This window comes from Polaromonas sp. P1_F6 (assembly GCF_056405695.1).
In genome coordinates this window covers 655544-680618 of the sequence record NZ_JBFUBQ010000003.1, presented here as the reverse complement: position 1 = coordinate 680618, position 25075 = coordinate 655544, and the positions used below count along the sequence as shown (strand labels likewise).

At 61.9% G+C, this 25075-nt stretch carries 28 protein-coding genes; 10 read left to right on the top strand and 18 right to left on the bottom strand.

Going from position 1 to position 25075, the window contains the following annotated elements:
* Positions 1 to 69 precede the first annotated feature (69 nt).
* The 3 genes from rsmD to AC1DY9_RS12805 are packed head-to-tail and all read right to left on the bottom strand — an operon-like array spanning position 70 to position 3636.
* The gene (gene rsmD, locus AC1DY9_RS12815; RefSeq protein ID WP_457282199.1) at positions 70 to 726 is read right to left on the bottom strand and encodes a 16S rRNA (guanine(966)-N(2))-methyltransferase RsmD; all 657 of its coding nucleotides are present in this window, start codon (positions 724 to 726) and stop codon (positions 70 to 72) included.
* Complete coding sequence (locus AC1DY9_RS12810) at positions 723 to 2123, bottom strand: M16 family metallopeptidase (protein WP_477666669.1); 1401 nt, start codon at positions 2121 to 2123, stop codon at positions 723 to 725. The genes rsmD and AC1DY9_RS12810 overlap by 4 nt, the downstream gene beginning before the upstream one ends.
* A 34-nt stretch (positions 2124 to 2157) precedes the next feature.
* The gene (locus AC1DY9_RS12805; RefSeq protein WP_477666668.1) at positions 2158 to 3636 is read right to left on the bottom strand and encodes a M16 family metallopeptidase; all 1479 of its coding nucleotides are present in this window, start codon (positions 3634 to 3636) and stop codon (positions 2158 to 2160) included.
* A 70-nt stretch (positions 3637 to 3706) separates the two neighbouring features.
* On the opposite strand from AC1DY9_RS12805, the gene ftsY reads away from it, so the two are divergent.
* Positions 3707 to 4852, top strand: a complete 1146-nt coding sequence (gene ftsY, locus AC1DY9_RS12800; protein ID WP_477666667.1) for a signal recognition particle-docking protein FtsY — start codon at positions 3707 to 3709, stop codon at positions 4850 to 4852.
* A gap of 24 nt (positions 4853 to 4876) precedes the next feature.
* On the opposite strand, the gene AC1DY9_RS12795 is transcribed toward ftsY, so the two are convergent.
* The 3 genes from AC1DY9_RS12795 to AC1DY9_RS12785 are packed head-to-tail and all read right to left on the bottom strand — an operon-like array spanning position 4877 to position 7524.
* Positions 4877 to 5890 carry a YeiH family protein gene (locus AC1DY9_RS12795; protein ID WP_457282203.1) on the bottom strand — a complete coding sequence of 338 codons (1014 nt, stop codon included), beginning with the start codon at positions 5888 to 5890 and terminating at the stop codon, positions 4877 to 4879.
* A 6-nt stretch (positions 5891 to 5896) separates the two neighbouring features.
* Positions 5897 to 6727: an inositol monophosphatase family protein gene (locus AC1DY9_RS12790; protein ID WP_477666666.1), complete on the bottom strand. Its 831-nt coding sequence runs from the start codon at positions 6725 to 6727 to the stop codon at positions 5897 to 5899.
* Positions 6724 to 7524, bottom strand: coding sequence for a GntR family transcriptional regulator (locus tag AC1DY9_RS12785; RefSeq protein ID WP_457282205.1), 801 nt, complete (start codon positions 7522 to 7524; stop codon positions 6724 to 6726). The genes AC1DY9_RS12790 and AC1DY9_RS12785 overlap by 4 nt, the downstream gene beginning before the upstream one ends.
* Before the next feature lie 110 nt (positions 7525 to 7634).
* Between AC1DY9_RS12785 and AC1DY9_RS12780 the strand changes: the two genes are divergently transcribed.
* From AC1DY9_RS12780 to rpoH, 8 genes are all read left to right on the top strand, one after another.
* Entirely contained in the window at positions 7635 to 7916 is a 282-nt protein-coding gene (locus AC1DY9_RS12780; protein ID WP_007862870.1) for a UxaA family hydrolase, read from the top strand.
* Between the two features lie 148 nt (positions 7917 to 8064).
* Complete coding sequence (locus AC1DY9_RS12775; RefSeq protein ID WP_477666665.1) at positions 8065 to 9240, top strand: UxaA family hydrolase; 1176 nt, start codon at positions 8065 to 8067, stop codon at positions 9238 to 9240.
* 110 nt (positions 9241 to 9350) lie between these two features.
* Positions 9351 to 10283, top strand: a complete 933-nt coding sequence (locus AC1DY9_RS12770; RefSeq protein WP_457282207.1) for a hydroxyacid dehydrogenase — start codon at positions 9351 to 9353, stop codon at positions 10281 to 10283.
* Positions 10284 to 11294, top strand: coding sequence for an Ldh family oxidoreductase (locus tag AC1DY9_RS12765; RefSeq protein WP_457282208.1), 1011 nt, complete (start codon positions 10284 to 10286; stop codon positions 11292 to 11294).
* A 26-nt stretch (positions 11295 to 11320) separates the two neighbouring features.
* A complete protein-coding gene (locus AC1DY9_RS12760) occupies positions 11321 to 12295 on the top strand; it encodes a Bug family tripartite tricarboxylate transporter substrate binding protein (protein ID WP_457282209.1) in 975 nt (324 codons plus the stop codon).
* Positions 12296 to 12430: 135 nt separating this feature from the next.
* Positions 12431 to 12895 (top strand): Mpo1 family 2-hydroxy fatty acid dioxygenase, encoded by a 465-nt coding sequence (locus AC1DY9_RS12755; protein ID WP_457282210.1) that lies wholly within the window; start codon positions 12431 to 12433, stop codon positions 12893 to 12895.
* A gap of 69 nt (positions 12896 to 12964) precedes the next feature.
* Positions 12965 to 13258, top strand: a complete 294-nt coding sequence (locus AC1DY9_RS12750) for a hypothetical protein (RefSeq protein WP_457282211.1) — start codon at positions 12965 to 12967, stop codon at positions 13256 to 13258.
* Between the two features lie 455 nt (positions 13259 to 13713).
* The gene (rpoH, locus tag AC1DY9_RS12745; protein ID WP_477666772.1) at positions 13714 to 14643 is read left to right on the top strand and encodes an RNA polymerase sigma factor RpoH; all 930 of its coding nucleotides are present in this window, start codon (positions 13714 to 13716) and stop codon (positions 14641 to 14643) included.
* 90 nt (positions 14644 to 14733) lie between these two features.
* On the opposite strand, the gene AC1DY9_RS12740 is transcribed toward rpoH, so the two are convergent.
* The 5 genes from AC1DY9_RS12740 to AC1DY9_RS12720 all read right to left on the bottom strand — a co-directional run bounded on the left by AC1DY9_RS12740 (position 14734) and on the right by AC1DY9_RS12720 (position 19175).
* Entirely contained in the window at positions 14734 to 15372 is a 639-nt protein-coding gene (locus AC1DY9_RS12740) for an SCO family protein (RefSeq protein ID WP_477666664.1), read from the bottom strand.
* Positions 15373 to 15381: 9 nt separating this feature from the next.
* Positions 15382 to 16299, bottom strand: a complete 918-nt coding sequence (gene cyoE / locus AC1DY9_RS12735; protein ID WP_457282213.1) for a heme o synthase — start codon at positions 16297 to 16299, stop codon at positions 15382 to 15384.
* Between the two features lie 17 nt (positions 16300 to 16316).
* Positions 16317 to 17441, bottom strand: a complete 1125-nt coding sequence (locus AC1DY9_RS12730; RefSeq protein ID WP_477666663.1) for a COX15/CtaA family protein — start codon at positions 17439 to 17441, stop codon at positions 16317 to 16319.
* 247 nt (positions 17442 to 17688) lie between these two features.
* A complete protein-coding gene (locus AC1DY9_RS12725) occupies positions 17689 to 18321 on the bottom strand; it encodes an SCO family protein (RefSeq protein WP_477666771.1) in 633 nt (210 codons plus the stop codon).
* A gap of 101 nt (positions 18322 to 18422) precedes the next feature.
* Positions 18423 to 19175, bottom strand: coding sequence for an SURF1 family protein (locus AC1DY9_RS12720; protein WP_457282215.1), 753 nt, complete (start codon positions 19173 to 19175; stop codon positions 18423 to 18425).
* Between the two features lie 18 nt (positions 19176 to 19193).
* On the opposite strand from AC1DY9_RS12720, the gene AC1DY9_RS12715 reads away from it, so the two are divergent.
* A complete protein-coding gene (locus AC1DY9_RS12715; protein ID WP_457282216.1) occupies positions 19194 to 19433 on the top strand; it encodes a twin transmembrane helix small protein in 240 nt (79 codons plus the stop codon).
* 84 nt (positions 19434 to 19517) lie between these two features.
* On the opposite strand, the gene AC1DY9_RS12710 is transcribed toward AC1DY9_RS12715, so the two are convergent.
* From AC1DY9_RS12710 to AC1DY9_RS12680, 7 genes are all read right to left on the bottom strand, one after another.
* Positions 19518 to 20435, bottom strand: a complete 918-nt coding sequence (locus AC1DY9_RS12710) for a cytochrome c oxidase subunit 3 (RefSeq protein ID WP_477666662.1) — start codon at positions 20433 to 20435, stop codon at positions 19518 to 19520.
* A gap of 78 nt (positions 20436 to 20513) precedes the next feature.
* Positions 20514 to 20717 carry a DUF2970 domain-containing protein gene (locus tag AC1DY9_RS12705; protein WP_477666661.1) on the bottom strand — a complete coding sequence of 68 codons (204 nt, stop codon included), beginning with the start codon at positions 20715 to 20717 and terminating at the stop codon, positions 20514 to 20516.
* 2 nt (positions 20718 to 20719) lie between these two features.
* Entirely contained in the window at positions 20720 to 21331 is a 612-nt protein-coding gene (locus AC1DY9_RS12700; RefSeq protein WP_477666770.1) for a cytochrome c oxidase assembly protein, read from the bottom strand.
* Positions 21332 to 21370: 39 nt separating this feature from the next.
* Positions 21371 to 21484, bottom strand: coding sequence for a cytochrome oxidase small assembly protein (locus tag AC1DY9_RS12695; protein ID WP_457282220.1), 114 nt, complete (start codon positions 21482 to 21484; stop codon positions 21371 to 21373).
* Between the two features lie 21 nt (positions 21485 to 21505).
* Positions 21506 to 23140 carry a cytochrome c oxidase subunit I gene (gene ctaD / locus AC1DY9_RS12690; RefSeq protein WP_477666660.1) on the bottom strand — a complete coding sequence of 545 codons (1635 nt, stop codon included), beginning with the start codon at positions 23138 to 23140 and terminating at the stop codon, positions 21506 to 21508.
* Positions 23141 to 23237: 97 nt separating this feature from the next.
* The gene (gene coxB, locus AC1DY9_RS12685; protein WP_477666769.1) at positions 23238 to 24413 is read right to left on the bottom strand and encodes a cytochrome c oxidase subunit II; all 1176 of its coding nucleotides are present in this window, start codon (positions 24411 to 24413) and stop codon (positions 23238 to 23240) included.
* Positions 24414 to 24549: 136 nt separating this feature from the next.
* Positions 24550 to 25050, bottom strand: coding sequence for a DUF2244 domain-containing protein (locus tag AC1DY9_RS12680; protein WP_477666659.1), 501 nt, complete (start codon positions 25048 to 25050; stop codon positions 24550 to 24552).
* Between the last annotated feature and the right edge of the window lie 25 nt (positions 25051 to 25075).

Here is a 25075-nt window from a genome sequence, read left to right as displayed (position 1 = left end):
CCCGCCCCACCCTTTTTGCCGCCAATTGCCGCCCTGTAACCACGAGGCAGGCAAGGCCTGGCCGGCGGTTCAGCCCGCTGGCGTACCCAGAGCGGCCAGCAAGTGGAAATGCACGGCGCCTGCCTTGCCGCTGCGGTGCACCTGTAAACCCAGCGGCAGCAGTTCCTCATCCGTCCAGGGTTTGGGCGCCTCCAGATAAACCACGCCGGTCGGACCGATGGCCTGCGCTGCGGCTTTGAGCGTGGATTCGTACAGGGTGGACTCAAAAGGCGGGTCGAGCAGCACCAGTTGCAGGCTGCCCGGCGCAACGCGTTTCAGGGCGCTCAGTCCGTCGCCACGCTCGATACGGCACATGTCGGCCTTGAGCCTGGCCTGCACCGTCTTGAGCTGTTGCGCCAGCGCCGGATCCTGCTCGCACAGCAGCACGTCGGCCGCGCCGCGCGACGCGGCCTCAAAGCCCAGCGCGCCGGTGCCGGCAAACACGTCGATACAGCGCCAGCCCGTCAGGTCCTGGCCCAGCCAGTTGAAAAGGGTTTCACGCACGCGATCGGGCGTGGGACGCAGGCCCGGCTTGCTGGGAACCGGCAATTTTGTGCGTTTGTACAAGCCGCCGATGATGCGGATCTCACCCGGCGGCACGGTTTTTCGGCCCACCACCTTGCCGCTTTTGGCGCGCGGGTTCTTGGGGGTGGCGGGAGCTGGGGTGGGAGCGGGCGTGTACTTCATGGTGCGGCGCCAAGGATAACAGTGACCATTTTTTCAGGCTGCAGCTTGCGTGCAAAAGCCGCCTTGACATCGGCCACCGTGACCTTGTCGACCTGCTGCGTCCAGGTATCCAGGTAGTTCAGGGGCAGGTCGTTCCAGGCAATGCTCGACACGTTGTCAAGGAGCTTGCGGTTGCTGTCAATGCGCAAGGCAAAGCCGCCCACCAGGTTGTCCTTCGCCGCCTTGAGTTCGGCCTCCAGCGGGCCGTTGGCCACAAAGTCAGCCACCACTTTGCGCACCAGGTCCACGGCCTGCGCAGCCTGGTCAGGCCGGGTCTGCATGCTGATGGTGAAGGCGCCCGCATGCAGGGCAGGTGAGAAATAACTCGACACGCCATACGTCAGGCCGCGCTTTTCACGCACTTCACTGGCCAGCCGCGAGACAAAACCGCCGCCGCCCAGGATGTAATTGCCCACCGTCAGGGCGAAGTAGTCCGGGTCTGAGCGTTTGTAGCCCGGCTGGCCGATCAGCACCTGCGCCTGCGCTGAAGCAAAGGGGATGCGTTTTTCAACCGGTGCGGCCAGCGGCGCGACCTCGGCCACGGCCGGCAATGGCGGCAGGCTGGCGCAAGCCGTTTTCGGCAGGCGTGACAGCAATTTTGCAGCGATGGCATCAGCCTGCGCGCGCGTCACGGCGCCCACCATGCTGATGCGCGCGCGGCAAGCCGTCACGCCAGTGGCGTGCGCGGCGCGCATGTCGCCCACGCTGATGCGCGTCAGGCTTTCTTCCGTGACTTCATAACCATAGGGATGCGTGCCGTATACCGCCGGTGTGTAGGCGCGGCCGGCAACACTGGCCGGGCGGGTATAGGACTCGCGGATCGAGGCCTGCAGGCGTGCGCGCTCGCGTTGCCACACAGCTTCGGGAAAAGCCGGCTCGGCGATCTCACGTGCGGCCAGCGCTGCGGCTTTGTCCAGCAGCGCCGGGTCGGTCAGGGTGCGCAGTGAAAAGCTCAGGCGGTCGGACGTGGTGCCGGCACCGAACTGCGCGCCCAGATCCGCCCAGGCTTCGCTGAGTGCGTTTTCATCGAGCGCCGGCTCGGGAACACACAGCCCTCCACAAATTCCGTCTGGCCCCAAGCCATTGCTGGCACGCACACCTTTTTCCAGCAGGCCGGCCATCATGCTGGCCAGGCCGGCTTTGTCAGCAGGGTCACGCCGGTTGCCGGCGTCCAGGTCGATCTGCACGTCCAGCATGGCAATCGCCGGGCTTTCGACCAGGTAAACCTTGGCGCCATTGGGCTGCGTCCAGTGCTGGATCGGCAGGGCAGCCAGCGCCAGCGAGTGAAAAAACAAACCAAAAAGGCCTGCGACCCCTACACACCTTGCGCGAGCCGCTATTGTTTTTATAGCAATCATGATGTTGTCAACAATTCTGGATGAGTAGGGCAGCTCAACGCTGCAGGTCGCCGGCAGGCGCAGTGCCCTGGCGCGGCTTGCGGTTCGGATCCAGCGGCTGCGGCAACAGCGTTGCCATCGTCATCTGGTCGTCACCAAAATATTTCGCGGCCACTGCCTGCACCTCGGCGCCCGTGATGCTGCGCAGGGCGGCAATGATGCGTTCGCTGGCATCCAGCGGCAGGCCTTGCACCCAGTGGGAGCCGAGCTCGCGCGCCTGGTTGAAGACCGAGTCGAGCTTGTAGGTCTCGCTGGCCACCCACTGCGTCTTGACGCGGTTCAGTTCGGCCTCGCTCACGCCTTCGCGCGCCACCTTGGCCACCTGCTCGCGCAGCGCGTCGGCCACCTGCTGGGCGGTTTTACCGGCAGCGGGCACGCCGTCAAGCGAAAAGAGCTGCGGCCCCCGGCCCATCAGGCCATTGGACGCACCGGCGCTGTCGGCCACACGGGACTGCTGCACCAGCGCGCGGTCAAGCCGGGCGCCGCTGTAGCCGTCCAGCACGGCGGCCAGCACCGTCAGCGCCAGCGCGTCGCGGCTGGCGCCGGCGGCCGGCGCGGCCAGGTCTGCCGGCTCCAGCTTGGGCACCTTGAAAACCATGCTGACATAGGCCTGGCTGGCCGGTGCCTTGAAGTCCATGCGGCGCACACCGGCCTGCACGGGCTCGGTACGCGGCTTGCGCACCGGCACGGCACGCGCCGGAATCCCGCCGTAGTATTTTTCGGTCAGCTTTTTGACCTGCGCGACATCTACATCACCGGCAATGACCACGGCGGCATTGGCAGGCACATACCAGCGGCGGTAAAAGTCGCGCGCATCGTCGGGTGTCATGGCCTCGATGTCGCTCATCCAGCCGACCACCGGGCGCCGGTAAGGCGAGGCAGTAAACGTCATCGCGGTCATCTGCTCATACAGCATGGCGCGCGGCGAATCTTCGGTGCGCAGGCGCCGCTCTTCCTTGACGACCTCGATCTCGCGCTTGAACTCGTCGTCGGCCCACTGGTTTCCGGTGAAACGGTCAGCCTCCAGGCGCATGACGTCCTCCAGCTTGCCGGCCGGAATCTGCTGGTGGTAGGCCGTGTTGTCGCGGCTGGTGAAAGCGTTGTCGCGTCCGCCCAGGGCGGCTACGCGCTTTGAAAACTCACCCGGTTTGACCTTCGCCGTTCCCTTGAACATCATGTGTTCCAGCACATGGGCCACGCCCGATGTGCCGTCGACCTCGTCCATGGAGCCCACGCGCACCCACAGCATGTGGGCCACGGTGGGCGCGCGGTGGTCGGGCTTGACGATGACCGTGAGGCCGTTGGCCAGCGTGAACTGCTCCACTGCCGGTGCGGGCGCGGGCGCCTGCGCAAGGGCCGCCGTGCCCAGGCACAGAGTCAGCACCAAGGCGGGCAGGCGCCAGGCGGCCGACGGGCGAAGTATGGAAGATAGGGGTACTGGGGGTGTCAAAAGGGCTGGCCTGGGGTGTTTCATAGAATAGCTGGGTGGCGCCGCACGGCACTGCAGAGTGCAATTGCCCACTAGGACTCCACAAGCATACCCAATGTTCAGTTTTTTCAAGAAAAAATCCCCTCCCCCTGCCCCACCGGCGTCTTCTGCGCCCGATACGCCCTCCCCGGCCGGCGGATCCACCCCGGACCCGGCAGTACCTGTGCCCGCTGCACCCGTGCCCGCGCCAGCTCCTGCGGGTGGCAGCTTGATTGGCAGCGCGCTTGTAACCCCCATTGCCATTCCGGTTCCCGGCGCTGTGGCCCCCGAGCGGGAACGCTGGCTCGGCAAGCTGCAGGCCGGGCTGCGCAAGACCGGCTCCAGCATCTCGACCGTGTTCACCGGCAGCCGCATCGACGATGCACTCTACGAAGACCTGGAGACCGCGTTATTGATGGCCGACACCGGCAGCAAGGCCACCGAACACCTGCTGGCCGATGTCAAACGCCGCGTCAAGGAAGGCGGCATGACGCACCCCGTCGCCGTCAAGAATGCCTTGGTGGACTCCATCGCACAACTGCTCAAGCCGCTGGAGCAGCCCCTCGTGATCGGCCAGTACCAGCCCACCGTGATCATGGTGACCGGGGTCAACGGTGCCGGAAAGACCACATCCATCGGCAAGCTCACACGGCACTTGGCCACCGAAGGCGCCTCGGTGCTGCTGGCAGCAGCTGACACCTTTCGCGCCGCGGCGCGCGAGCAGCTCAGCGTCTGGGCCGACCGCAACACCGTCGAGATCGTCAGCCAGGAAGGCGGCGACCCGGCCGCCGTGAGCTTTGACGCCGTGAGCGCAGGCAAGGCGCGCGGCAAAGATGTGGTGCTGGTCGACACGGCCGGCCGCCTGCCGACGCAGTTGCACCTGATGGAAGAGCTGCGCAAGATCAAACGTGTAGTGCAGAAAGCAGACGCCACAGCACCCCACGAGGTACTTCTGGTTATTGACGGCAACACCGGGCAAAACGCATTGGCCCAGGTCAAGGCCTTTGATGACACGCTGCAGCTGACCGGCCTCATCGTGACCAAGCTGGACGGCACAGCCAAGGGCGGCGTTTTGGCGGCCATTGCGCTGTGGGCCCGTGAACGTGCCATTGCCTCACCCACACTGCGTCCGGTGTCGGTGTACTTCATCGGTGTGGGTGAGCAGCTGGAAGACCTGGAAACCTTCAACGCGCGTGAATTCGCGCAGGCTCTTCTGGGCTGAACCGGCAGATTCGCCGCTTGCCGCTCAAGGCACCCCAAGCTTTAGCAGCAGTACCGAGATCACCACGAAGGCCACGATAAAGAATGTCTCGGCCAGCAACAGCGCCACAGGCTTCCAGCCCAGCTTGAGCAAGTCTTCAAAACTGGTCTTCACACCCGCAGCGGCAATGGCCGTTACCAGCATCCAGCGCGATGCATCGCTGGCCAGTTGAACCACCGGCGCCGCGATCAGGCCGGCGCTGGCCAGCATGACCAGCACGACAAAAGCGATCAGGAAGCCCGGTACCAGCGGCACTTCTGTTTCCGGCACCTTGACGGCCGGATGGTTGCGGTACAGCACCGCAATGAACAGTACGATGGGCATCAGCATCATGACGCGAAACAGCTTGACCACGGTGGCCGTGTCACCCGCCTGCGGGCCGAGCATCATGCCGGCCGCTACCACCTGCGCCACGTCGTGAATCGAGCCGCCCAGCACAATACCGGCCTGCCCCGGCAAGAGCCCGATGGCCTGCAGGCTGAATGGGTAGACCACCATCGCCAGCGTCGACAGCACCGTGACGCCCACCACGGCCAGCAGTGTGAAGCGTTCGTTTTCTTTCGTCTGGGGCAGCACGGAAGACACGGCTAGCGCCGCCGATGCACCGCAGATGGCCACCGCGCTGCCCGACAGCAGGCCTTCATCACGCGAACACTTCAGCCAGCGCGCCAGCAGCACGCCCAGCAAAATCGTCAGTACCACCGCCAGCACGATAACCACGGCGGTTCCGGCGCCCAGTTGGGCCACTTGCGCAAACGTAATGCGGGCACCAAGCAGCGCGACCCCCACGCGCAGCACCACGCGGCCGCAAAAACCAATGCCCTTGGCCGCCTTGGGGTGGCTATTGAGAAAGTGGAACGCCAGGCCGATCAGCAAGGCATAGAGCAGTTGGGGACCGCCATAGTGCTCGGAGATGAAAGTCGCGGCCAGTGCAATCACCATGCACACCAGCACACCTGGAAAGTGGGACGCCAGCGCCATGCGCCATTTAAAAATCATGGGATATCAGACAGACTTGTTGGATGAATGGGACGGAGGGTTTGGACCACCGGGGTAATGCGTGAGAACTTTTTCCAGCAGCGCCGCACCGGTAGGGCTTCCCGCCACCAGCATCCGGCTTTGCAGCAGGGGCAAGCCGTCCAGGGACCGCATCGTGGCGCCGGCCTCGCGCAGCAGCACCAACCCGGCCGCAGCGTCCCACGCGCCCATGCCGCGTTCCCAGAAGGCATCAGCCCGCCCGGCCGCCACATAAGCCAGTTCCAGCGCCATGGACCCGCTTCGCCGAACCTGCCCAAACGTTCTCAGTACATCACCAAATTCACGCAGGTAGTCGTCCATGAAAGGCGCACCCGGCTTGGGAAACACCGTCGAAACCAGGCATTGCGCAGCAGGGCGCGCGGCAGCACAGGCCAGGCGCTCCCCATTCAGGTATGCACCAAGGCCCGATGCCGCAGTAAAAATTTCGTGGCGGGACGGATCCACGATCACGCCCAGCACCGGCTGCCGGTCCACACACAGTGCAATCGATACCGCATACTGAGGGTAGCCGCGCGCAAAGTTTGCCGTGCCATCAATCGGGTCGACCAGCCAGGTGGGCTGCTCCGTCAATTCGCCGCCGCTTTCTTCGCCGACAAAACCGCTCTGCGGCAAGACTTGCAGCAATGCGCCGCGCAAGCCCTCTTCCACTTCGCGGTCAAAGCGCGTGACCCAGTCACCCGGCGCTTTCTGACGGACATCCGCCGGCTGCAGTTCAGCCTGCGCTTTCCTGATGCGGGCGGCAGCCTCCATGCCCGCGAGCCGGGTTTTCTCCAGCACCACAACAAGGTCCATGTTCATGCCTTCTTGGACAGCACACTGACATAGTCGTGCGCCTGGGTATTGATGGTAGAGACCCGGTATTCCACGGGCTTGTCGCCGAACGTCAGGGCCAGCCGATGCACTTCCAGCACCGGGGAGCCCACCGCCAGCCCCAGCAGGCGCGCCTGGGTCCGGTCGGCCGCCGCGGCGCGTGCACGTTCCTGTGCCCGCAGCACGGTGATGCCGAAGTCCGTCTGGTACAAGGCATAGATCGTGCCGGGCCTTTCCACAAAACGCTTTTCGGTGAGGTTGCGGAACAGAGCCGCCGCAATGGTCAGCCGGTCATGCATGACCACCCTGCCCTGCAGGGCGAGGCGGTTTTCCGCCCTGAACACGGACTCCCCCGCCTTGATACGCAACGCGGCGGCTTCTTGCTCCGTGGCCCGCTCGCGCCCAAAAGCGATGCAGTCAATTTCCGGGTAGTCGCGGTCCCGCGCCGCATCGTCGTCACCGAAGTTCCAGTGCGGCTCCACGTGAAAAAACTGGAACATGAAGCGGGCATTGTTGTGCGGCGCCACAAAAGTTCCCTTGCCCTGCCGCCGCACCAGCACATGCTCGTGTACCAGCTCGTCAACGGCATGGCGCAGGGTGCCAATGCTCACCTGCAGGCTCGCGGCAATATTCGCCTCGCTGGGCAAGGGTTTACCCGGGCCGCAATGCCCGGCCTCGATGAGTTTTTGCAGCTCGCGCTTGACCTGGCGGTAGAGCGGCATGGCCTCTTCGCTCATCAACGGACGCAATGGAGCCGATGTGTTTTTGACATTCACGGCCGCCATTGAAACACCAACGGGCGAGTCGTACAAGTCATATATATGAGTGAATTGACAAGCGGTTGCCGGCCCATAAAACTGGCAACTCAATTCAACTCAGGCCATTCGGAGACCCCATGATTCATTTTGTATTGCATGACGCCAAAGACACCGTGGCCGTTGTGGTGGTGGAAGGTGTGAAGGCAGGAACCGCCATGACCGGCTGGATCATGGACGAGGACCGCATGATCAATGTGCAGGCCCAACAGGACATCCCGATCGGCCACAAGGTGGCCCTCAAGGACATGGCTGTCGGCGACACCGTGCTGAAGTACGGCATCGACATGGGCAAGGTTGTTGCCAACATCAAGGCCGGCCAGCACGCCCATGTCCATAACATCAAAACCAAGCGCTGGTAGTTGATGGCTTGCCTGGCTACTGCGCGGGCGGGATGCAGCGTTGCAAATCCTCGCCGGGCAGGAGCCCGCCTGCGGTTTGCGCCTTGCCTGCCGCCCGCTCGCTACGCCATCCAAACCATCAACTCAAAAAACTTTAAAAGGATCCCCCATGTCAGTCATCGATAAAAACACCACATTTCTGGGCTACCGCCGTGAAAACGGCCGCGTCGGCGTGCGCAACCACGTCATCATCCTGCCGCTGGACGACCTTTCCAATGCAGCCGCCGAGGCGGTGGCCCACAACATCAAGGGCTGCATGGCGATTCCGCACCCCTATGGGCGGCTGCAATTCGGTGCCGACCTGGAGCTGCACTTTCGCACCCTGATCGGTGCCGGCTGCAACCCCAACGTCGCCGCCGTCGTGGTGATCGGCATTGAAGACAGCTGGACCAAAAAAGTGGTGGACGGCATCGCCAAAACTGGCAAACCGGTCGTGGGCTTCGGCATTGAAGGCCACGGCGACCATGAGACCATCATGAAGGCCTCCAAAGCCGCACGTGAGTATGTGCAGTGGGCCAGCGAAAAGCAGCGCGAGGTCTGCGGCATCTCCGAACTGTGGGTGTCCACCAAGTGCGGCGAATCGGACACCACGTCCGGCTGCGGCGCCAATCCCACCGTCGGCAACGCCTTCGACAAGCTGCACCCGCTCGGCAACTACCTGTGCTTCGGTGAAACCTCCGAGATCACCGGTGGTGAAAAGATCGTCGCCGACCGTTGTGCCACAGATGCCGTGCGCGACCAGTTCATGTTCATGTTCAACCGCTACCAGGACATGATCAACCGCCACAAGACCAGCGACCTGTCGGACTCGCAGCCCACCAAGGGAAACATTGCCGGAGGCCTCACGACCATCGAGGAAAAAGCGCTGGGCAACATTCAGAAGATCGGCAAGGTCTGCACGGTCGACGGCGTCATCGACAAGGCCGAAATGCCCACGCACCCGGGCCTGTGGTTCATGGACTCGTCCAGTGCCGCCGCCGAAATGGTGACCCTGTGCGCCGCCTCCGGTTACGCCGTGCACTTCTTCCCCACCGGCCAGGGCAACGTGATCGGCAATGCGATTGTTCCCGTGATCAAGATCTGCTCGAACCCGCGCACCGTGCGCCTGATGAGCGAACACATCGACGTGGACACCTCCGGGCTGCTGCAGCGCGATATCACGCTCGACCAGGCCGGCGACAAGCTGCTGGAGAACATGCTGCGCACCGCCAACGGCCGCCTGACCGCTGCAGAAGCGCTGGGCCACCGCGAGTTCGTGCTGACGCGCCTCTTTGAATCAGCCTAGAACATGGCCCCCACGCTTTTCACTTCGTGTAATACGCTGCCCCCCGAGGGGGCTAATTTTCCTTGGGGCGGCCCGGCGGAAAATTGTGCTCACATGCTGGTGGCACTGTCATGACGCGGGCGCGCATTGTCATCTGTGAATTCATGGACGAGCGCGCAGTGGCGCAGCTTGAAGCGGCACATGACGTGCTCTATGACCCGCAGCTGGTGGGCGACGCCACCCGCCTGCGGGCCGAGGCGGGCCAAGCCGATGTGTTGATCGTGCGCAACCTGACGCAGGTGCGCGGCGAACTGCTCGCCGCAATGGCCCGCTGCAAGGTGGTGGGCCGGCTCGGCGTGGGGCTGGACAACATCGACGTGCCGGCCTGCGAAGCCCGCGGCATCAAGGTCATTCCCGCCTCGGGCGCCAACGCACTCAGCGTGGCGGAATACGTCGTTGCCAGCACCCTGCTGCTGTTGCGCGGTGCGTTTGCATCCACCGAAACCGTGGCAGCCGGCCAGTGGCCGCGCGCTGCGCTGAGCAACGGCCGTGAAGCTGCCGGGCAAACGTTGGGCATCATCGGTTTTGGCTCCATAGGCCAGACCACCGCCCGCCTGGCACGTGGCCTGGGCATGCACGTGATTGCCTATGACCCCGCGCTTGCACCCGATGCTCCGATTTTCGCGCAGACCGGTGTGCAGTACGCCGGCCTTGACGACCTCATCAGCGGCGCAGATGCCGTCACATTGCATGTGCCCCTGGTGGATGCGACGCGCGGGCTGTTCAGCGCGGCACGCATTGGCCAGATGAAAAAAGGCGCAGTCCTGATCAATACCTCGCGGGGCCACATCGTGGACATCGCGGCAGTCAGTGCGGCACTGCGGTCGGGGCAACTGGGCGGTGCGGCCATTGATGTATTCGACGCCGAGCCCCTGCCCGCGAGCGCGGCGTTGCAAGGCTGCCCCAACCTGTTGCTTACACCACACATTTCAGGTCTCAGCATGCAGTCAAATGAACGTGTATCGTTCATGATTGCCGACAAGGTGCTGGAGAGCCTGAAGTAAATGGTCCAACTGTCTATTGAAGAAGCAACCCGTCTTGCCACGCAGGCGCTGCGCAAGGCGGGCGCGGCAGAAGCCATGGCGGTCACCACCGCGAGAGCACTGGTTCGCGCCGAAGCGCAAGGCCTTGCTTCGCATGGCTTGAGCCGCGTGCCGCAATATGCCACCCATCTTCGCAACGGCCGGGCCGATGGCCATGCCGTCGCCGTCGTGGCGCACAAAAAAGGCGCGGCGGTGCTGGTGGATGCAAAGCAGGGCCTGGCTTTTCCCGCTTGCGACCTGGCGATCTCCACAGCGATTGCAACCGCCCGGGAACTGGGCGTGTGTTTTGTCGGCGTGACCAACAGCCACCATTGCGGGGTATTGGTGGATCATCTGCGCGCCGCAACCGATGCGGGCCTGGTAGGCCTTGGTTTTGCCAACGCACCGGCGGCCATGCCAGCGGCAGGCGGCAAGCACCCGATCTTTGGAACCAACCCGATTGCTGCCGCGTTTCCCCGCAGAAACGCCGATCCACTGCTGATTGACCTGTCTCTGAGCGAAGTTGCGCGCGGCAAGGTGATGGTTGCGGCCAAGGAAGGCAAATCCATTCCGCTGGGCTGGGCGCTGGACACGCAAGGCCGGCCCACAACGGACGCACAGGCGGCTCTGGAAGGCTCCATGCTGCCGCTGGGCGCCGTGAGCAGCCCTAAAGGTTCCATGTTGGCATTGATGGTTGAGCTGCTGGTGACAGCCGTGATTGGCGCGCAGTTTGCTTTTGAGGCATCATCGTTTTTTGTGGATGAGGGCAATCAGCCGCGAATCGGCCAGGCTTTCATCCTGATCGACCCGGGCGCGCTTGCAGGCACAGACACTTACTTTGAACGCATGGAAACCGTGATCGCCGAAATGCTGCTGGACGAAGGTGTACGTCTGGCCGGTACGCGGCGCATCGCACTTGAAACGAAAGCACTACAGACGGGAATCAACATTCCCGACGCACTCAAATCGCAGTTGGATCAGTTAGTGGGTTAACAGTTATTCAATCAAGAGGAGTAGGCATGAAACGTCGTGACATCGTATTGGCATCAACAGGTGCAGCCCTGACGGGCATTCCGGGTCTGGGGCTGGCCCAGCAGACCTTTCCCAAACCAGGCAGCACCATCAAGTATGTGGTCCCGTTCACGCCCGGCGGCCTGACCGACATGATGGCCCGCACGGTCGCCCAAAAGCTGTCCGAGGCGTGGAAGACTCCCGTGATTGTCGAAAACAAGGCTGGCGGAAACGCGCAGATCGGCGCCGAGCTGGTCGCCAAATCGGCGCCCGACGGCAATACGCTGCTGGCCATCACGTTGACACATGCCGCGAACGTATCCCTGTATCCGAATGCGGCTTACAGCTTCACCAAAGACCTGCGCCCGGTCGCCCTGATGGCCAATTCGCCGATGCTGGTCGTGGTTCCCGCCGCCAGTCCCATCAAGGACTTCAAGGACCTGATGGCCGTGTCCAAAACCAAGCAGCTGAGCGCGGGCTCGAGCGGCAACGGCACCCCAGCACACCTGACCATGGCTTTGTTCTGCGAGTTGAACAAAACGAAGATGATCCATGTGCCCTACCGCGGCGGCGCGCCCTCGATGGTCGACCTGATCGGTGGCCAGCTGGACGTGATTTTTTCCAACTATCCGGAATCGATCGCTCACGTCAAAGGTGGAAAACTGCGCGCGATCGCGATCTGCAGCCTGGGCCGGCACCCGGGGGTGCCTGATGTCCCGACTGCTTTCGAGGCCGGTATGACTGGCCTCTTTGTCGAGAACTGGACAGGGGCCATGCTCCCGGCCAAGACGCCGGATGACATTGTCGACAGATACTCGCGCGAGATCATCAAGATCATGTACAGCGCTGACGTGGAAGAGCGCGCCAAGCAGCAAGGCTTTCGTGTCTCACAAAAGGGTTCAGAAGAGTTCGGCCGCTTCCTGAAAAGCGAAATAGACCGCTGGAGCCGGATTATCAAGACCGCGAAAATCACGCCGACCTGATCGGCAAGCACACCGGGTAAGCACAAAGTCCGCAGGCCGCTCGCGGTCTGCGTTACGTTTTGTAAAACACCGCTCAGGTTCTGGTGGCCTGGCGGAAAATCCGCCCAGAGGCGATCCCCGCCAATGGAGACATACATGAACGACATAGCGGATATTCCCGATACCGTTACCGGGCCGCGCAAGGTTGACCAGCTGTTGGCGCACTACGGCGAAAGCCACCGGAACCCGCGCAACGAACTGATCCACTTCATCGCCATCCCGCTCATCATGCTGAGCCTGGTCGGCATGCTGTTTGCGCTTCACCCCTATATCGCGTATGTGTTCGTCGCGGCCAGCATGGTCTACTACGCGCGCCTGTCGGCGATGTTCTTTATGACCATGGCGGTCTGGTCGGTGCTGTTTTTGGGTCTGGTGTTCGCCATGGGGCCGCTGGTATTGCCGATTTGTATCGGGATTTTTGTGGGCGCCTGGATCCTGCAATTCATCGGCCACAAGATCGAGGGCAAAAAGCCTTCTTTCTTTGAAGATATCCAGTACCTCTGGGTCGGGCCGCTGTTTGTGCTCAGCAAGCTGTTTGGCAAGCTGGGTATACGCTGGTGATCCATCCAGCTTGAAAACACCCGGGCGGCCTCCATCTTGGAGGTTTAAACCTTTTCACAGGTACCTCGCTTGATCAGCAAAATTCTGCGTTTTTTCCTCAAGCTCCTCTTTGGCATCTTCGCGGCTGTGTTTGCCGTCAGCCTGCTGGTCGCAGCCCTGATCGTCGTGGCGCTGAGCCTCCTGAAGTCGCTCGTCACCGGCCGCAAGCCGGCGCCTGCGATGGTGTTTGGCCGCTTCCAGCGCTATTCGCCCCAGGGCATGTGGCCGGGTGGGGCCGCCCAAGGCAACCCGGCCAGCCCCCGTGCCGGCGACGTGGTGGACGTCGAAGTCCGCGAAGTGCGTGACGACAAGCGCCTGCCGTAAATCCATACCTGCAAGCGCCGGTTCAGGTGGCTGGGAACGAAAAGTACGGAACCGCTATTAAATTCGTAGCTGCTTGCGCCCGTCCTACCTGGGTGAAAGGCCAATTTCATTCCATAAAATTGGCCATAAAGCTGATGCACAGCCCACCTGGATTTGGCGTCAAATATGGCTTCAACCCAACAAGAACTTGCGCAGGTAGCTATCAAATAGATAGCAAATCCGCCTTTGGAAGGGCAGCAGCCCCGTACAAATCGATACCGCGCATTTACAAGGCAGAAACCAATCCCCCTGAACCAATGGCCCACAATGCGGCTCATACCAAGGGTTTTCACTTATTAGCCTTGCGCTATCCGAGTCATTGAACCTATTGCTTAGCACTCTCTCCAACAGAGTGCTAATATTTAGCACCAGACGAAAGGAGTCTTGCTGTGTCTTATGCTCTTTCCCCCGCTTCCCTGACCGCTGTCGTGCCGAAATCGGGCGCGTCCACAGCCGTCAACCCCTGGTCGCTGGTGCCCCCGCTGGGCAACCTGGACGCTTATATTTCCGCCGTGAACCGTCTCCCCATGCTCACCCTGGAGCAGGAGCAGGAATTTGCCAAAAATCTCAAGGAAAACAACGATCTAGATTCCGCAGGTAAGTTAGTGCTCTCTCACTTGCGTCTGGTGGTTTCGATTTCGCGCAAATACCTGGGTTATGGCCTGCCGCACGGCGACCTGATCCAGGAAGGCAACATCGGCCTGATGAAGGCGGTCAAGCGCTTCGACCCGGACCAGAACGTGCGCCTGGTGAGCTACGCCATGCACTGGATCAAGGCTGAGATCCATGAGTACATCCTGAAAAACTGGCGCATGGTCAAGGTCGCCACGACCAAGGCCCAGCGCAAGCTGTTTTTCAACCTGCGCTCGATGAAGCAGGGTTTCAAGGACGACGCCGACGTGGCGACGCACCGCGACACGCTGACCGAAGGCCAGATCGACTCAATGGCCAAGACGTTGAACGTCAAGCGCGAGGAAGTCATCGAGATGGAGCAGCGCATGTCGGGCGGCGACGTGCTGCTGGACCCAAGCCCGAGTGACGACGGCGAAGACGCCTTTGGCCCGATCGCTTACCTGGCCGACGCCACGCAAGAGCCGACGGCACTGATGGAGTCGCGCCAGCGCGACAACCTGGCGTCAGACGGCATCACTGCTGCGCTGGAAGATCTCGACCCGCGGTCGCGCCGCATTGTGGAAGAGCGCTGGCTCAAGGTGAACGACGACGGTTCAGGCGGCATGACGCTGCACGACCTGGCCGACGAGTACAAGGTCAGCGCCGAGCGGATCCGCCAGATTGAGGTGGCGGCCATGAAGAAGATGAAGAAGGTGCTGGCCGCCTACGCGTAAAACCCGCAGGCTTACGCTCTTTCAAAAAGCCCGCGCAGCAATGTGCGGGCTTTTTCCTTTTCCGGTTGCAGCCGTGCGGAACGGATTCGCTCAGGACTTGAGCAACAGGCGGATGTCGGACGCCAGCGCCTCAGCGCCGCTGCCGTAGCGGTTGTAAAGACGGATGCGCCCCTGGCCGTCGAAGACATAGCTGCCGGCGGAATGGTCCATGGTGTAGCTGCCCGGCGTTTTGCCGTCGACTTTTTTGTAATACACCTTGAAGTCCTTGGCGACCTGGGGCAATTGGTCGAGCGTGGGCCGCAGCGCCACAAAGGTCGGGTCGAAATTGCCCATGTAGGCCTTGAGCAGTTCGGGCGTATCGCGTTCCGGGTCGACCGTGATGAAGATTGCCTGCAGCTTGTCGCCATCGGTGCCCAGCAGTTTCTTGACCTGCGCCAGCTCGGCCATGGAGGTCGGGCAGACGTCGGGGCACTGCGTGAAGCCGAAGAACACCACCACCACCTTGCCGGCAAAGTCTTTCAGCGTGCGCACCTGGCCATTGTGGTCGGCCAGCGTGAAGCCCTGCGCGTAGTCGGCGCCGGTGAGGTCAATGCTCTTGAACTGAGGTTTGTCCGGTGCGCATGCAGTAAAAATGCCTGCAGCACCCACTGCAAAAGCGCAGGCAGCTATTGTTTTAATAGCAGATCGGCGAACGGGTGAGGCAGCCCGGGGCGTGCTGTGGGACTTCATGGTGGGAGCCTAGAGATAGTGGTCAAGCAGCAGCGCTGCGAACAGCACCGAAAGATGAATCAGTGAAAACCGGAAGGTCTTGCGTGCCAGCGCGTCGGAGTAGTTGCGCCACAGGCGAAAGCCATACCAGCTGAAGCCGATGCTGAGCGCGACAGCGGCAACGAGGTAAGGCCAGCCGCTCATCTTGAAGATAAACGGCATCAGGCAGGCGGGGAACAATACCAGCGTGTAGAGGAACACCTGCAGGCGCGTGAACTCATTGCCGTGCGTCACGGGCAGCATGGGCAGGCCTGACTTGCGGTAGTCTTCCACGCGGTAGAGCGCCAGCGCCCAGAAGTGCGGCGGCGTCCAGAGGAAGATGATCAAAAAGAGGATCAACGCCTCCGGGCCGACCGAACCCGTCATGGCAGCCCAGCCCAGCACCGGCGGCATGGCGCCTGAAGCGCCGCCGATCACGATGTTCTGCGGCGTCAACGGCTTCAAGATCACGGTGTAGACCACCGCATAACCGATGAAGGTGGCAAAAGTCAGCCACATGGTGAGCGGGTTCACCCACACATAAAGAATCCACGAACCGAGGGCGCACAGTGCGGCCGAAAAAGACAGCGTGAGCGGATTGCTGAGCTCGCCCTTGGCGGTGGGCCGCCAGGCGGTGCGCCGCATGCGCGAGTCAATCTGCTGCTCGACCAGGCAGTTGAAGGCGGCGGCAGCCCCAGCCACCAGCCAGATGCCGGCGCAGGCGATCAGCGCGAGCCGGACATCCGGCCACGACGGAACACCGGGAACGGCCAGCACCATGCCGATCAACGCGCAAAACACGATGAGTTGCACCACGCGCGGCTTGGTCAGCGCATAAAACTGCGCGAAACGGGAGGGCGCGCGGGGCAAGGCCGGAGCCGGTGCGGCGGAGGGAGTACTGGGGTTCATGGAAAGTCGCTAGGCATTCAATTTTGACGCATATGGCGTAGGGGGCCGCTGCGGCTGGAAAAGACCACGCCGCTGAGCACAATGACAAGGGCCGCGGCACCGCCGGTATGCATGACCGCGGCGAGCAAAGGCCAGCCCAGCACGGCGTTGCTGATGCCAGTGACGGCCTGCAGCAGTATGAGCCCGGCCAGCCAGCGCGCCGACGTGCGAAATGCGGGCACGCGGTGCAGGCACAAGGCAAGCGCCAGAAACACGGCAAACACGAGATAGGCCACCAGGCGGTGCACATAGTGAATGGCGGTGAGTGCCTCAAAGCTGATATTGGCGCCGTCATGGCCCGCACCGAGTTCGCGCCACAGCGTGAAGCCCTGGCGGAAGTCCATGGCCGGCCACAGCGATCCCTGGCAACCCGGAAAGTCCGTGCAGGCCAATACGGCGTAGTTGGTGCTGACCCAGCCGCCGAGAGCAATCTGCACCCAGAGCAGCACGAAGGCTGCGATCACAGCACGCCGCAGGCCGGCAGAAATATCCGTGGCGCTGACGCCCTGCGCTTGCGCATAACGCACCGCCTGCGCGCGCAACAAGGCCAGCAGAACCAGGCCGCCCAACAGATGCAACGTGACGATGGCCGGAAACAACTTCATGGTCACAGTGAGCGCGCCGAACGCGCCCTGCAGGCACACCCAGATCAGCGTGACAGCAGGCCACCAGAATGAGACCGGTGTGCGCTTGCGCTCCAGCCAGCTTGTCACCGCGAGCGTAAGAATAAGCACGCCAACGCCAGTCGCCAGATAGCGGTGGATCATCTCGATCCACGCCTTGGAATGCGTGACTGGGCCGGTCGGCATCGCAGTCTGCGCAGCTTCGATGTGCATCTGGGCGCCAACCGGACTCGCGCTGCCGTAGCAACCAGGCCAGTCGGGGCATCCCAAACCGGAGTCAGTGAGCCGCGTGAACGCGCCGAAGATCACCAGATCAAACGTGAGGAACAGCGTCACCAGCGTCAGCACCCGCAAGCGTTGCGCCACCGGGGCATTCTTGTTGTGTACCCACACCCAGGCCAGCGGCCCGAGCGCCACCACCAGCCCCATGATCATCAGGCGCAGGGCAGGACTCAAGTCGTAAAGATTTTGCGCGGCCATGATTGATTAATGAAAACTGGAGCCCGCAACGCCCTGGAGGTATCCAACCAAGCAGGGGCCGCGGGACTGGCTTTGCCAGACCGCAGGCGCAGCGGCCCCCTCGGGGGCAGGGAGCTACACGCAGTGAGCGACCGTGGGGGCTCTTCACACAAGCAGGGGCCGCGGAACCGGCTTTGCCAGACCGCAGGCGCAGCGGCCCCCTCGGGGGGCAGCGCATTACACGAAGTGAAAAGCGTGGGGGCCATATTCACCTTCCCTCTTTGTCCCAGCTGCTGGAGGCACGCAGGAGACGCTCCAGGTCGCGCTTGGCCTTGGCGGCTGCGGGGACGTCCATGTCGGCCGGGAAACGCATCATCCAGTTGCCGATGGGGTCGACCAGATAGAGATGATCCTCCAGCCGCTGGCCCGCAGCGGGCTCCAGCCACTTCGCGAGTTCAGCTGGCGCCACACGCAGCACCGCCGACGAAGCCAGCGCGGGGAGCAAGGCATCACGCACCGGCACTTCGTCCACCACCAGCCAGACACGGTCCAGGCGCTCTTTTTCCTTGCCGAGGGACTCGCGCAGCTGGCGCTGGAAATACAGGTTCTGCTCGCACTGCGCACCGCAGGCGCCGCCGGCCACACTGATGAGCAGCCACTGGTCCTTCAGCGCCTTCAGCGTGCCGGTTCGGCCGTCGAGCGAGCGCGTGGCCAGCGGCGGCAGCGGACGCTGCGGGTCAATCAACTCACCAAAGTTGCGGCGGCCTTCGGGCCGGATCAGGTAGTAGGTGACGTAAGACGCGATGACCGGCGCCGCGCACACCAGCAGCACGGCCAGCATTTTCCAGCGGCCTGCCACGGTGCTGGGTGCGCGCGTACTGGACTGGTCCAGCACGGGCATGGCATGCACGGTCAGGCCCAGGGGCTGGTCTTGCAGTCCGGCTGCAGCAGCGTGGACGGGAGGAGTATCAGGGGTATGAGGGGTAGCAGGCGTATCGTTTGTCACGGCAATTGATCGCGGCGTTTGCCGCGCATGTGGGTACGAAAAGGAAGGACCAGCTGAAACCAGCCATACAAAAGAACCACCAGGCCGCAAAGGCCGAACCACTGGAAGGCATAACCGTAGTGCTTGTCCACGCCCAGGTTGGGCGCAGCCCACTCGCGCAGCAGGCCTTCGCTGGGCGCACCGGTCTGCAGCAATGAGACATCCAGCAGCGGCAGGCCGGTTTGCGCCCGGAAAGCAGGCAAGTCGAGATTTTGCCGTATGCGCCCACTCTCGGTACCCTGGAACTCATAGAGCCTGGAAGGCGGCGGGGCCATACGGCCCTCAACCGTCACGATGCCTGGCGGCGTTGAAACATCCGGCAGGCGTGTGCGGTCGGCAAAGTTGCGCGGCACCCAGCCACGCTGCACCAGAATGGCCTGCTGGCTGCCTTCCAGCAGCAACGGTGTTACCACCAAAAAACCCGTCTTGCCGCTCATGGGCCTGTTGTCGAGATACACGGTGTGCTCGGCGCGCCAGCTTCCCTTGAGCATGGCGGGCCGGTGAATGTCATCAGCGAGGTTTTGGCTGGCAAGCAGTGAACGCACATCCAGCGCGGGAAGCCGTCCTTTGGAATCGACGGCGGCCTGCAGCGCTTCTTTTTGCGCGGCGCGGCGCAGCTGCCATTGCCCCAGCGAAAAAGTCGTGCCGGCAACCACCAGTGCGGCCACCGTGAGAATCCAGAAGCGCGGGGAGTGCAAAGCACGTGTCATGAGCCGATAATCCTGTTCATGACTTACCTGATCGCACTGGCGTTTATCGCCATTTTTGCCAGCCTGGCCTCCGCATTGTTTTTCATGCTCAGGGGCGGCAAGGGCAGTGAAGGCGCCGAAAGCAGCAAACGCAAAAACAGCAACATGGCGCGCGCACTGGCGTTCCGTATCGGGTTTTCGGTTTTGCTGTTTGTCTGCATTCTGATTGCGTGGAAGCTCGGTTATATCCAGCCTACCGGCATCCCCGCTGGTAAATAAAAAACCACTGCGGGTGGCGGAATAAAGAACAAAGGCCGCATCAAGCGGCCTTTGGTTGAGCGGCCTGAGCCGCTGTTGGTTCCCTTACAACCAGTACACCAGGATGTAGAGGCCCAGCCACACCACATCCACAAAGTGCCAGTACCAGGCAGCGCCTTCAAAGCCGAAATGCTTTTCAGGGGTGAAATGGCCTTTGTGCAGGCGCAGCGTGATGAACAGCAGCATCAGCATGCCGACAAACACGTGGAAGCCATGAAAGCCCGTGAGCAGGAAGAAGGTCGAGCCGTAGACACCGGACGACAGCTTCAGGTTCATCTCGTGATAGGCATGGAAGTACTCATAGCCCTGCACGAACAGGAAGACCACGCCGAGCGCAACCGTCGCCCACATGAAAGCGATGGTGCGGGCACGCTTGCCTTCAATCAGCGCGTGGTGGGCGATGGTGATGGTGACACCGGAGCTCAGCAGCAGTGCCGTATTGACCGTTGGCAGGGAGCCCATGATGCTGGCCCAGATGCCGCCGCCGATCGCCAGCGGCTTCATGGCGGTAAACGCTTCGACGATGTCGGCGGGCGATGTCGTGACGCCGGGCACGATAGAGGGCCAGGCCGCCTTGAAATCAGGCCAGAGCAGCGCGTTTTCCAGGCTGCCCAGTGCGGGCAAGGAGTGCGAGCGGGCCCACCACAATGCAGTGAAGAAAGCGCCGAAGAACATCACTTCCGAAAAAATGAACCAGCTCATGCTCCAGCGGAAGGACATGTCGATCTTGCGGCCGTACATGCCGCCTTCGCTTTCGGCGATGGACTGGCTGAACCAGCGGAACAACGTGACCAACCACCACACCATACCGAAGGCCAACGACCATTTGCCCCAGTCGGCGCCATTGATCCACTGGCCGGCGCCCAAGATGACAAAAAACAGGCCAATAGATGCCATCACCGGATGGCTCGATGGGCTGGGGACGAAGTAGTGGGGGGTTGACCCGTGGGTTGCTGATGACATCGCTCGACTCCTGTTTTTCTCTCGAATTTCCAATAATCTTTTAACTTGTACCGTGGGGCATTGTGAGGATGCCGCGCTTTAGCGCGCGACCATCCACTTCGCCAGCAGCACCAGGACTGCGACAAACACGACCACGGCAATCAGCCCCACCACAATGATGTGGAGAGGGCTCAAATTCTTCACGTCTTCTTCGTAGTCGCCGCGTGCACGCAGGCCTACAAAGGACCAGGCCACAGCCTTGGCCGTGCGCCAAAAAGAGGGTTTGCGGGGGGTTGCGGCCATGCTCATGCGCCTGCCTGTTTTTCAGGTGGCACGGCGGCAGTCGTTGCCTTGGGCGTGACGGGCGCAGCCGGCGTCTTGCCGCCCACTTCAAAGAAGGTGTAGGACAGCGTGATCGTGCTCACGTCTTTCGACAGTTTCGGGTCGATCACGAAGGCCACTGGCCACTGCTTTTTCTCACCGGGCGCCAGGGTGTACTGGCTGAAGCAGAAGCACTCAAGCTTGTTGAAATGCGCACCGGCCTGCGCGGGAGCGTAGCTGGGGATGGCCTGGGCGGACATGGTCCGGTCCTGCACATTCTGGAATTCGTACATCACAGTGGTCAGCTCGCCCGGGTGAACCTGCAGCGTGTTCTGCGCGGGCTTGAAATGCCAGGGGCCGCGCGTGTTCGCATCAAACTCAACCGTGATGGTGCGCGTGCGGTCTACCTGCGTATTGGCCGGCAAATTGGGCGTCGCACCAGGGATCTGGCGGTCGGACAGGGCCAGCACGTTGATGCCGGTCATCTCGCAAATCGCCTTGTAGATGGGCACCAGCGCATAACCGAAGCCGAACATGCCGAGCACGATCACGGCCAGCTTGCCCATCATGTTGAAGTTTTCGCGCTTGAGCCGCATCACATCGGTACTGGTTGAGATTGAGGTCGACCTGGCGGCTCAATGGCTCAGGAAAATCATCTTGGCCATGAAGCCGGCAAAAAAGACCAGAGCGACCGAAGCCAGTATCAGGGCCAGCCTCAGGTTGCTCTTCTTTTGTTCGGGTGTCGTCATGGCGATTACCGTTGGGTTAAATCAGCCGATCACGCGGGTTGCCGAGGCATCCAGCTTGGGCGGTGTTTCATAGGTGTGGAAAGGTGCAGGCGATGGGACTTCCCACTCGAGACCTTCGGCGCCCTTGCCGCCTTCGTCCACCCAGGGATTCTGCCTGGCAGGTGCGCCCTTGCCGCGCATCGTGGGAACCACAATGAACAGGAAGAAGTACAGCTGGGCAAATCCGAAGAAGAACGCGCCCACGCTGGCCACGGCATTGAAATCCGCGAACTGCATGGGGTAGTCGGCATAGCGGCGCGGCATGCCGGCCAGGCCCAGGAAGTGCATCGGGAAGAAGGTCACGTTGAAGGAAATCAGCGACCACCAGAAGTGGATCTTGCCGCGGGTTTCGTTGTACATGACGCCGGTCCATTTGGGCGACCAGTAGTAGTAGCCGGCAAACAGGGCGTAGAGTGAACCAGCCACCAGCACGTAGTGGAAGTGAGCCACCACGTAATAAGTGTCCTGCAACTGCGTGTCGATCGGTGCGACCGAAAGGATCACGCCCGTCAGACCGCCGATGGTGAACACGAAGATGAAGCCCACTGCAAACAGCATGGGGGTTTCAAAGGTCATGGAGCCGCGCCACATCGTGGCGATCCAGTTGAACACCTTCACGCCCGTGGGCACGGCGATCAGCATGGTGGAGTACATGAAGAACAGCTGGCCCGTAACCGGCATGCCGGTGGTGAACATGTGGTGCGCCCACACAACGAAGCTCAGGATGGCGATGGAGCCGGTGGCGTACACCATGGAGGCGTAGCCAAACAGGCGCTTGCGCGAGAAAGCCGGGATGATCTGGCTGATGATGCCGAAGGCCGGCAAGATCATGATGTAAACCTCGGGGTGGCCGAAGAACCAGAAGATGTGCTGGTACATCACCGGGTCGCCGCCGCCGGCGGGGTTGAAGAAGCTGGTGCCGAAGTGGCGGTCAGTCAGCGTCATGGTGATGGCGCCTGCGAGCACCGGCATCACGGCGATCAGCAGGTAGGCGGTGATCAGCCAGGTCCAGCAGAACATCGGCATCTTCATCAGCGTCATGCCGGGAGCGCGCATGTTGAGGATGGTGACGATGATATTGATCGAACCCATGATGGACGAAGCACCCAGGATGTGCATCGCAAAAATACCGGCGTCCATGGACGGGCCCATTTGCAACGTGAGCGGCGCGTAGAGCGTCCAGCCCGCGGCGGGTGCGCCACCAGGCATGAAGAACGACCCCACCAGCATGATGCCGGCCGGGATCAACAGCCAGAAGCTGAAGTTGTTCATACGGGCAAAAGCCATATCGGCCGCGCCGATCTGCAACGGGATCATCCAGTTGGCGAAACCCACGAAGGCCGGCATGATGGCGCCGAACACCATGATCAGGCCATGCATGGTGGTGAGCTGGTTGAACAGTTCGGGGTTGACCAGTTGCAGGCCGGGCTGGAACAGCTCGGCGCGGATCAGCAGGGCCAGCACGCCACCGAACATCAGCATGAAGAAACTGAACAACAGGTACAGCGTGCCAATATCCTTGTGGTTGGTCGCAAAGACCCAGCGACGCCAGCCCGTCGGGGCATGGTGATCGTGGTCATCATGTGCGTGATCGTGATGGTCTAGAACTGCACTCATCTTGGCTTCCTTTGGTGGCTTGTGCCTGTAGCTTGTCTTTTGCGGCCGGCAAGGTCACGCCGGCGAAATGATGGAATCTGCGGGTAACGCCTGAGGCTTACTTGCGAGCCGCCTGTATTTCAGCGGGCTGGACGATCTGGCCGGTCTGGTTGGACCAGTTGTTCTTGGAGTAGCTGATCACGGCGGCGAGATCGGTGTCGCTCAGCGCCTTCCAGGAAGGCATGGCGCCACCGGCGGCCCCATTGAGCACGGTCTGAATCTGCTTCTTGTGGTCTGCGTCGAGAACAATCGGCGAGCCGTCCAGCGGCTTGATCGGGCCAGCGCCCTTGCCGTTGGCCTGGTGGCAGGCAGCGCAATTGGCAGCGTACACTTTTTCGCCGCGCGCCTTCAGGTCAACCAGCGTCCAGACCTTGGAAGGATCATCCGCCTTGGCTGCGGCTTCCTTGGCCTTGACAGCCACCCATGCGCTGTAATCGGCTGCGGACACAACCTTCACGTGGATAGGCATGTACGCATGCTCCTTGCCGCAAAGCTCCTGGCACTGGCCGTAGAAGTCGCCGACTTGTTCGGCACGGAACCAGGTGTCGCGCACAAAGCCGGGAATCGCATCCTGCTTGATGCCGAATGCCGGCACCGCGAAGGCGTGGATCACGTCGCTGGCGGTAGTGATGATGCGGATTTTCTTGTTGACGGGAACAACCAGCGGGTTGTCGACCTTGAGCAGGTAGTTGTCGGGAGCTTCGCCGGCCTTGGGGCCGCCGTTGTCGGACATTTCGCGGTGCGTGTTGTCGAGTGTGGAGACAAAGCCGATGCCTTCGCCTTCGCCCTTGATGTAGTCGTAGCCCCATTTCCACTGGATGCCGGTGGCCTTGATGGTGAGGTCGGCGGCGGTGGTGTCCTTCTGGGCGACCAGCACCTTAGTGGCCGGCAGGGCCATGGCGATCACGATGATGAAGGGGACGATGGTCCAGGCAATTTCAACAGCGGTAGATTCGTGGAAATTGGCCGATTTGTGGCCGACCGACTTGCGGTGTTTCAGGATGGAATAGAACATCACCCCGAAAACAGCCACAAAAATCACGAGGCAGATGGCCATCATGAACCAATGCAGCCACTGCTGCTCTTCGGCAATTTTGGTCACGGCCGGGTGCAAATTCAGCTGATTGACGGCCGGGCCGCCCTTCAGGTCGTTGACGGCGTAAGCGGCGGTGCTGACCCAGGCGGCCGCAGATGCCAGAATTGCGCCTGCATGCTGCATGCCAAGCCGTGTCATTTTGCTCATGGTGTTGCTTACGTTCATCGTGATCACTTTTTCTGCTTCAATTACCGACCAAATTAACCGGCTGATTATAAAGTTAGCGGCAAGCCCTCCTGCCGCACCTGAACTGACACAAGTCTTTCAGGAACTGTCAAACACTCCGCAACGCCATGCGAATCTCTCGGGCCAGCGCGGGCCGCAGCTCTGGCCGCACATGCCGCCCGACCTGGACAGACCGCCCCTGCCCGGACACCTCAATCAGCGACCCATCCCCATCCTTGGGCTCGATCCGGACCCATTCGCGGTTGAATTCAGCCCGCTCCGTGCGCCCTGCCGTTTCCAGCTCCACCACCAGCCGCTCGCCCTGCAGGACGATTTTTTCACCGTCGCCCGCATGCCGGGCATACGCCACAAAAGCAGCCCCCACCGCTATCAGCTCGATCCAGGCAAAAGGCATCACCATGGTGGCACCCTGCAGCCAGAAAAATCCGGCAATACCCAGTGAAACACCGCACAAAGACACATACAGCCAGCCCAGTTGGGCCGGTGTGAGTGAACAGTGACGCTTGAGAAGCCACAGCACAGCATCGTGGCTGTGGGCGCCCTGTGCGGGCAAGGTGGCAAAACGAAACGCTGGTGTTGGCTGCAGCATGTGGCAACCCTCAAAAAAACTGCGG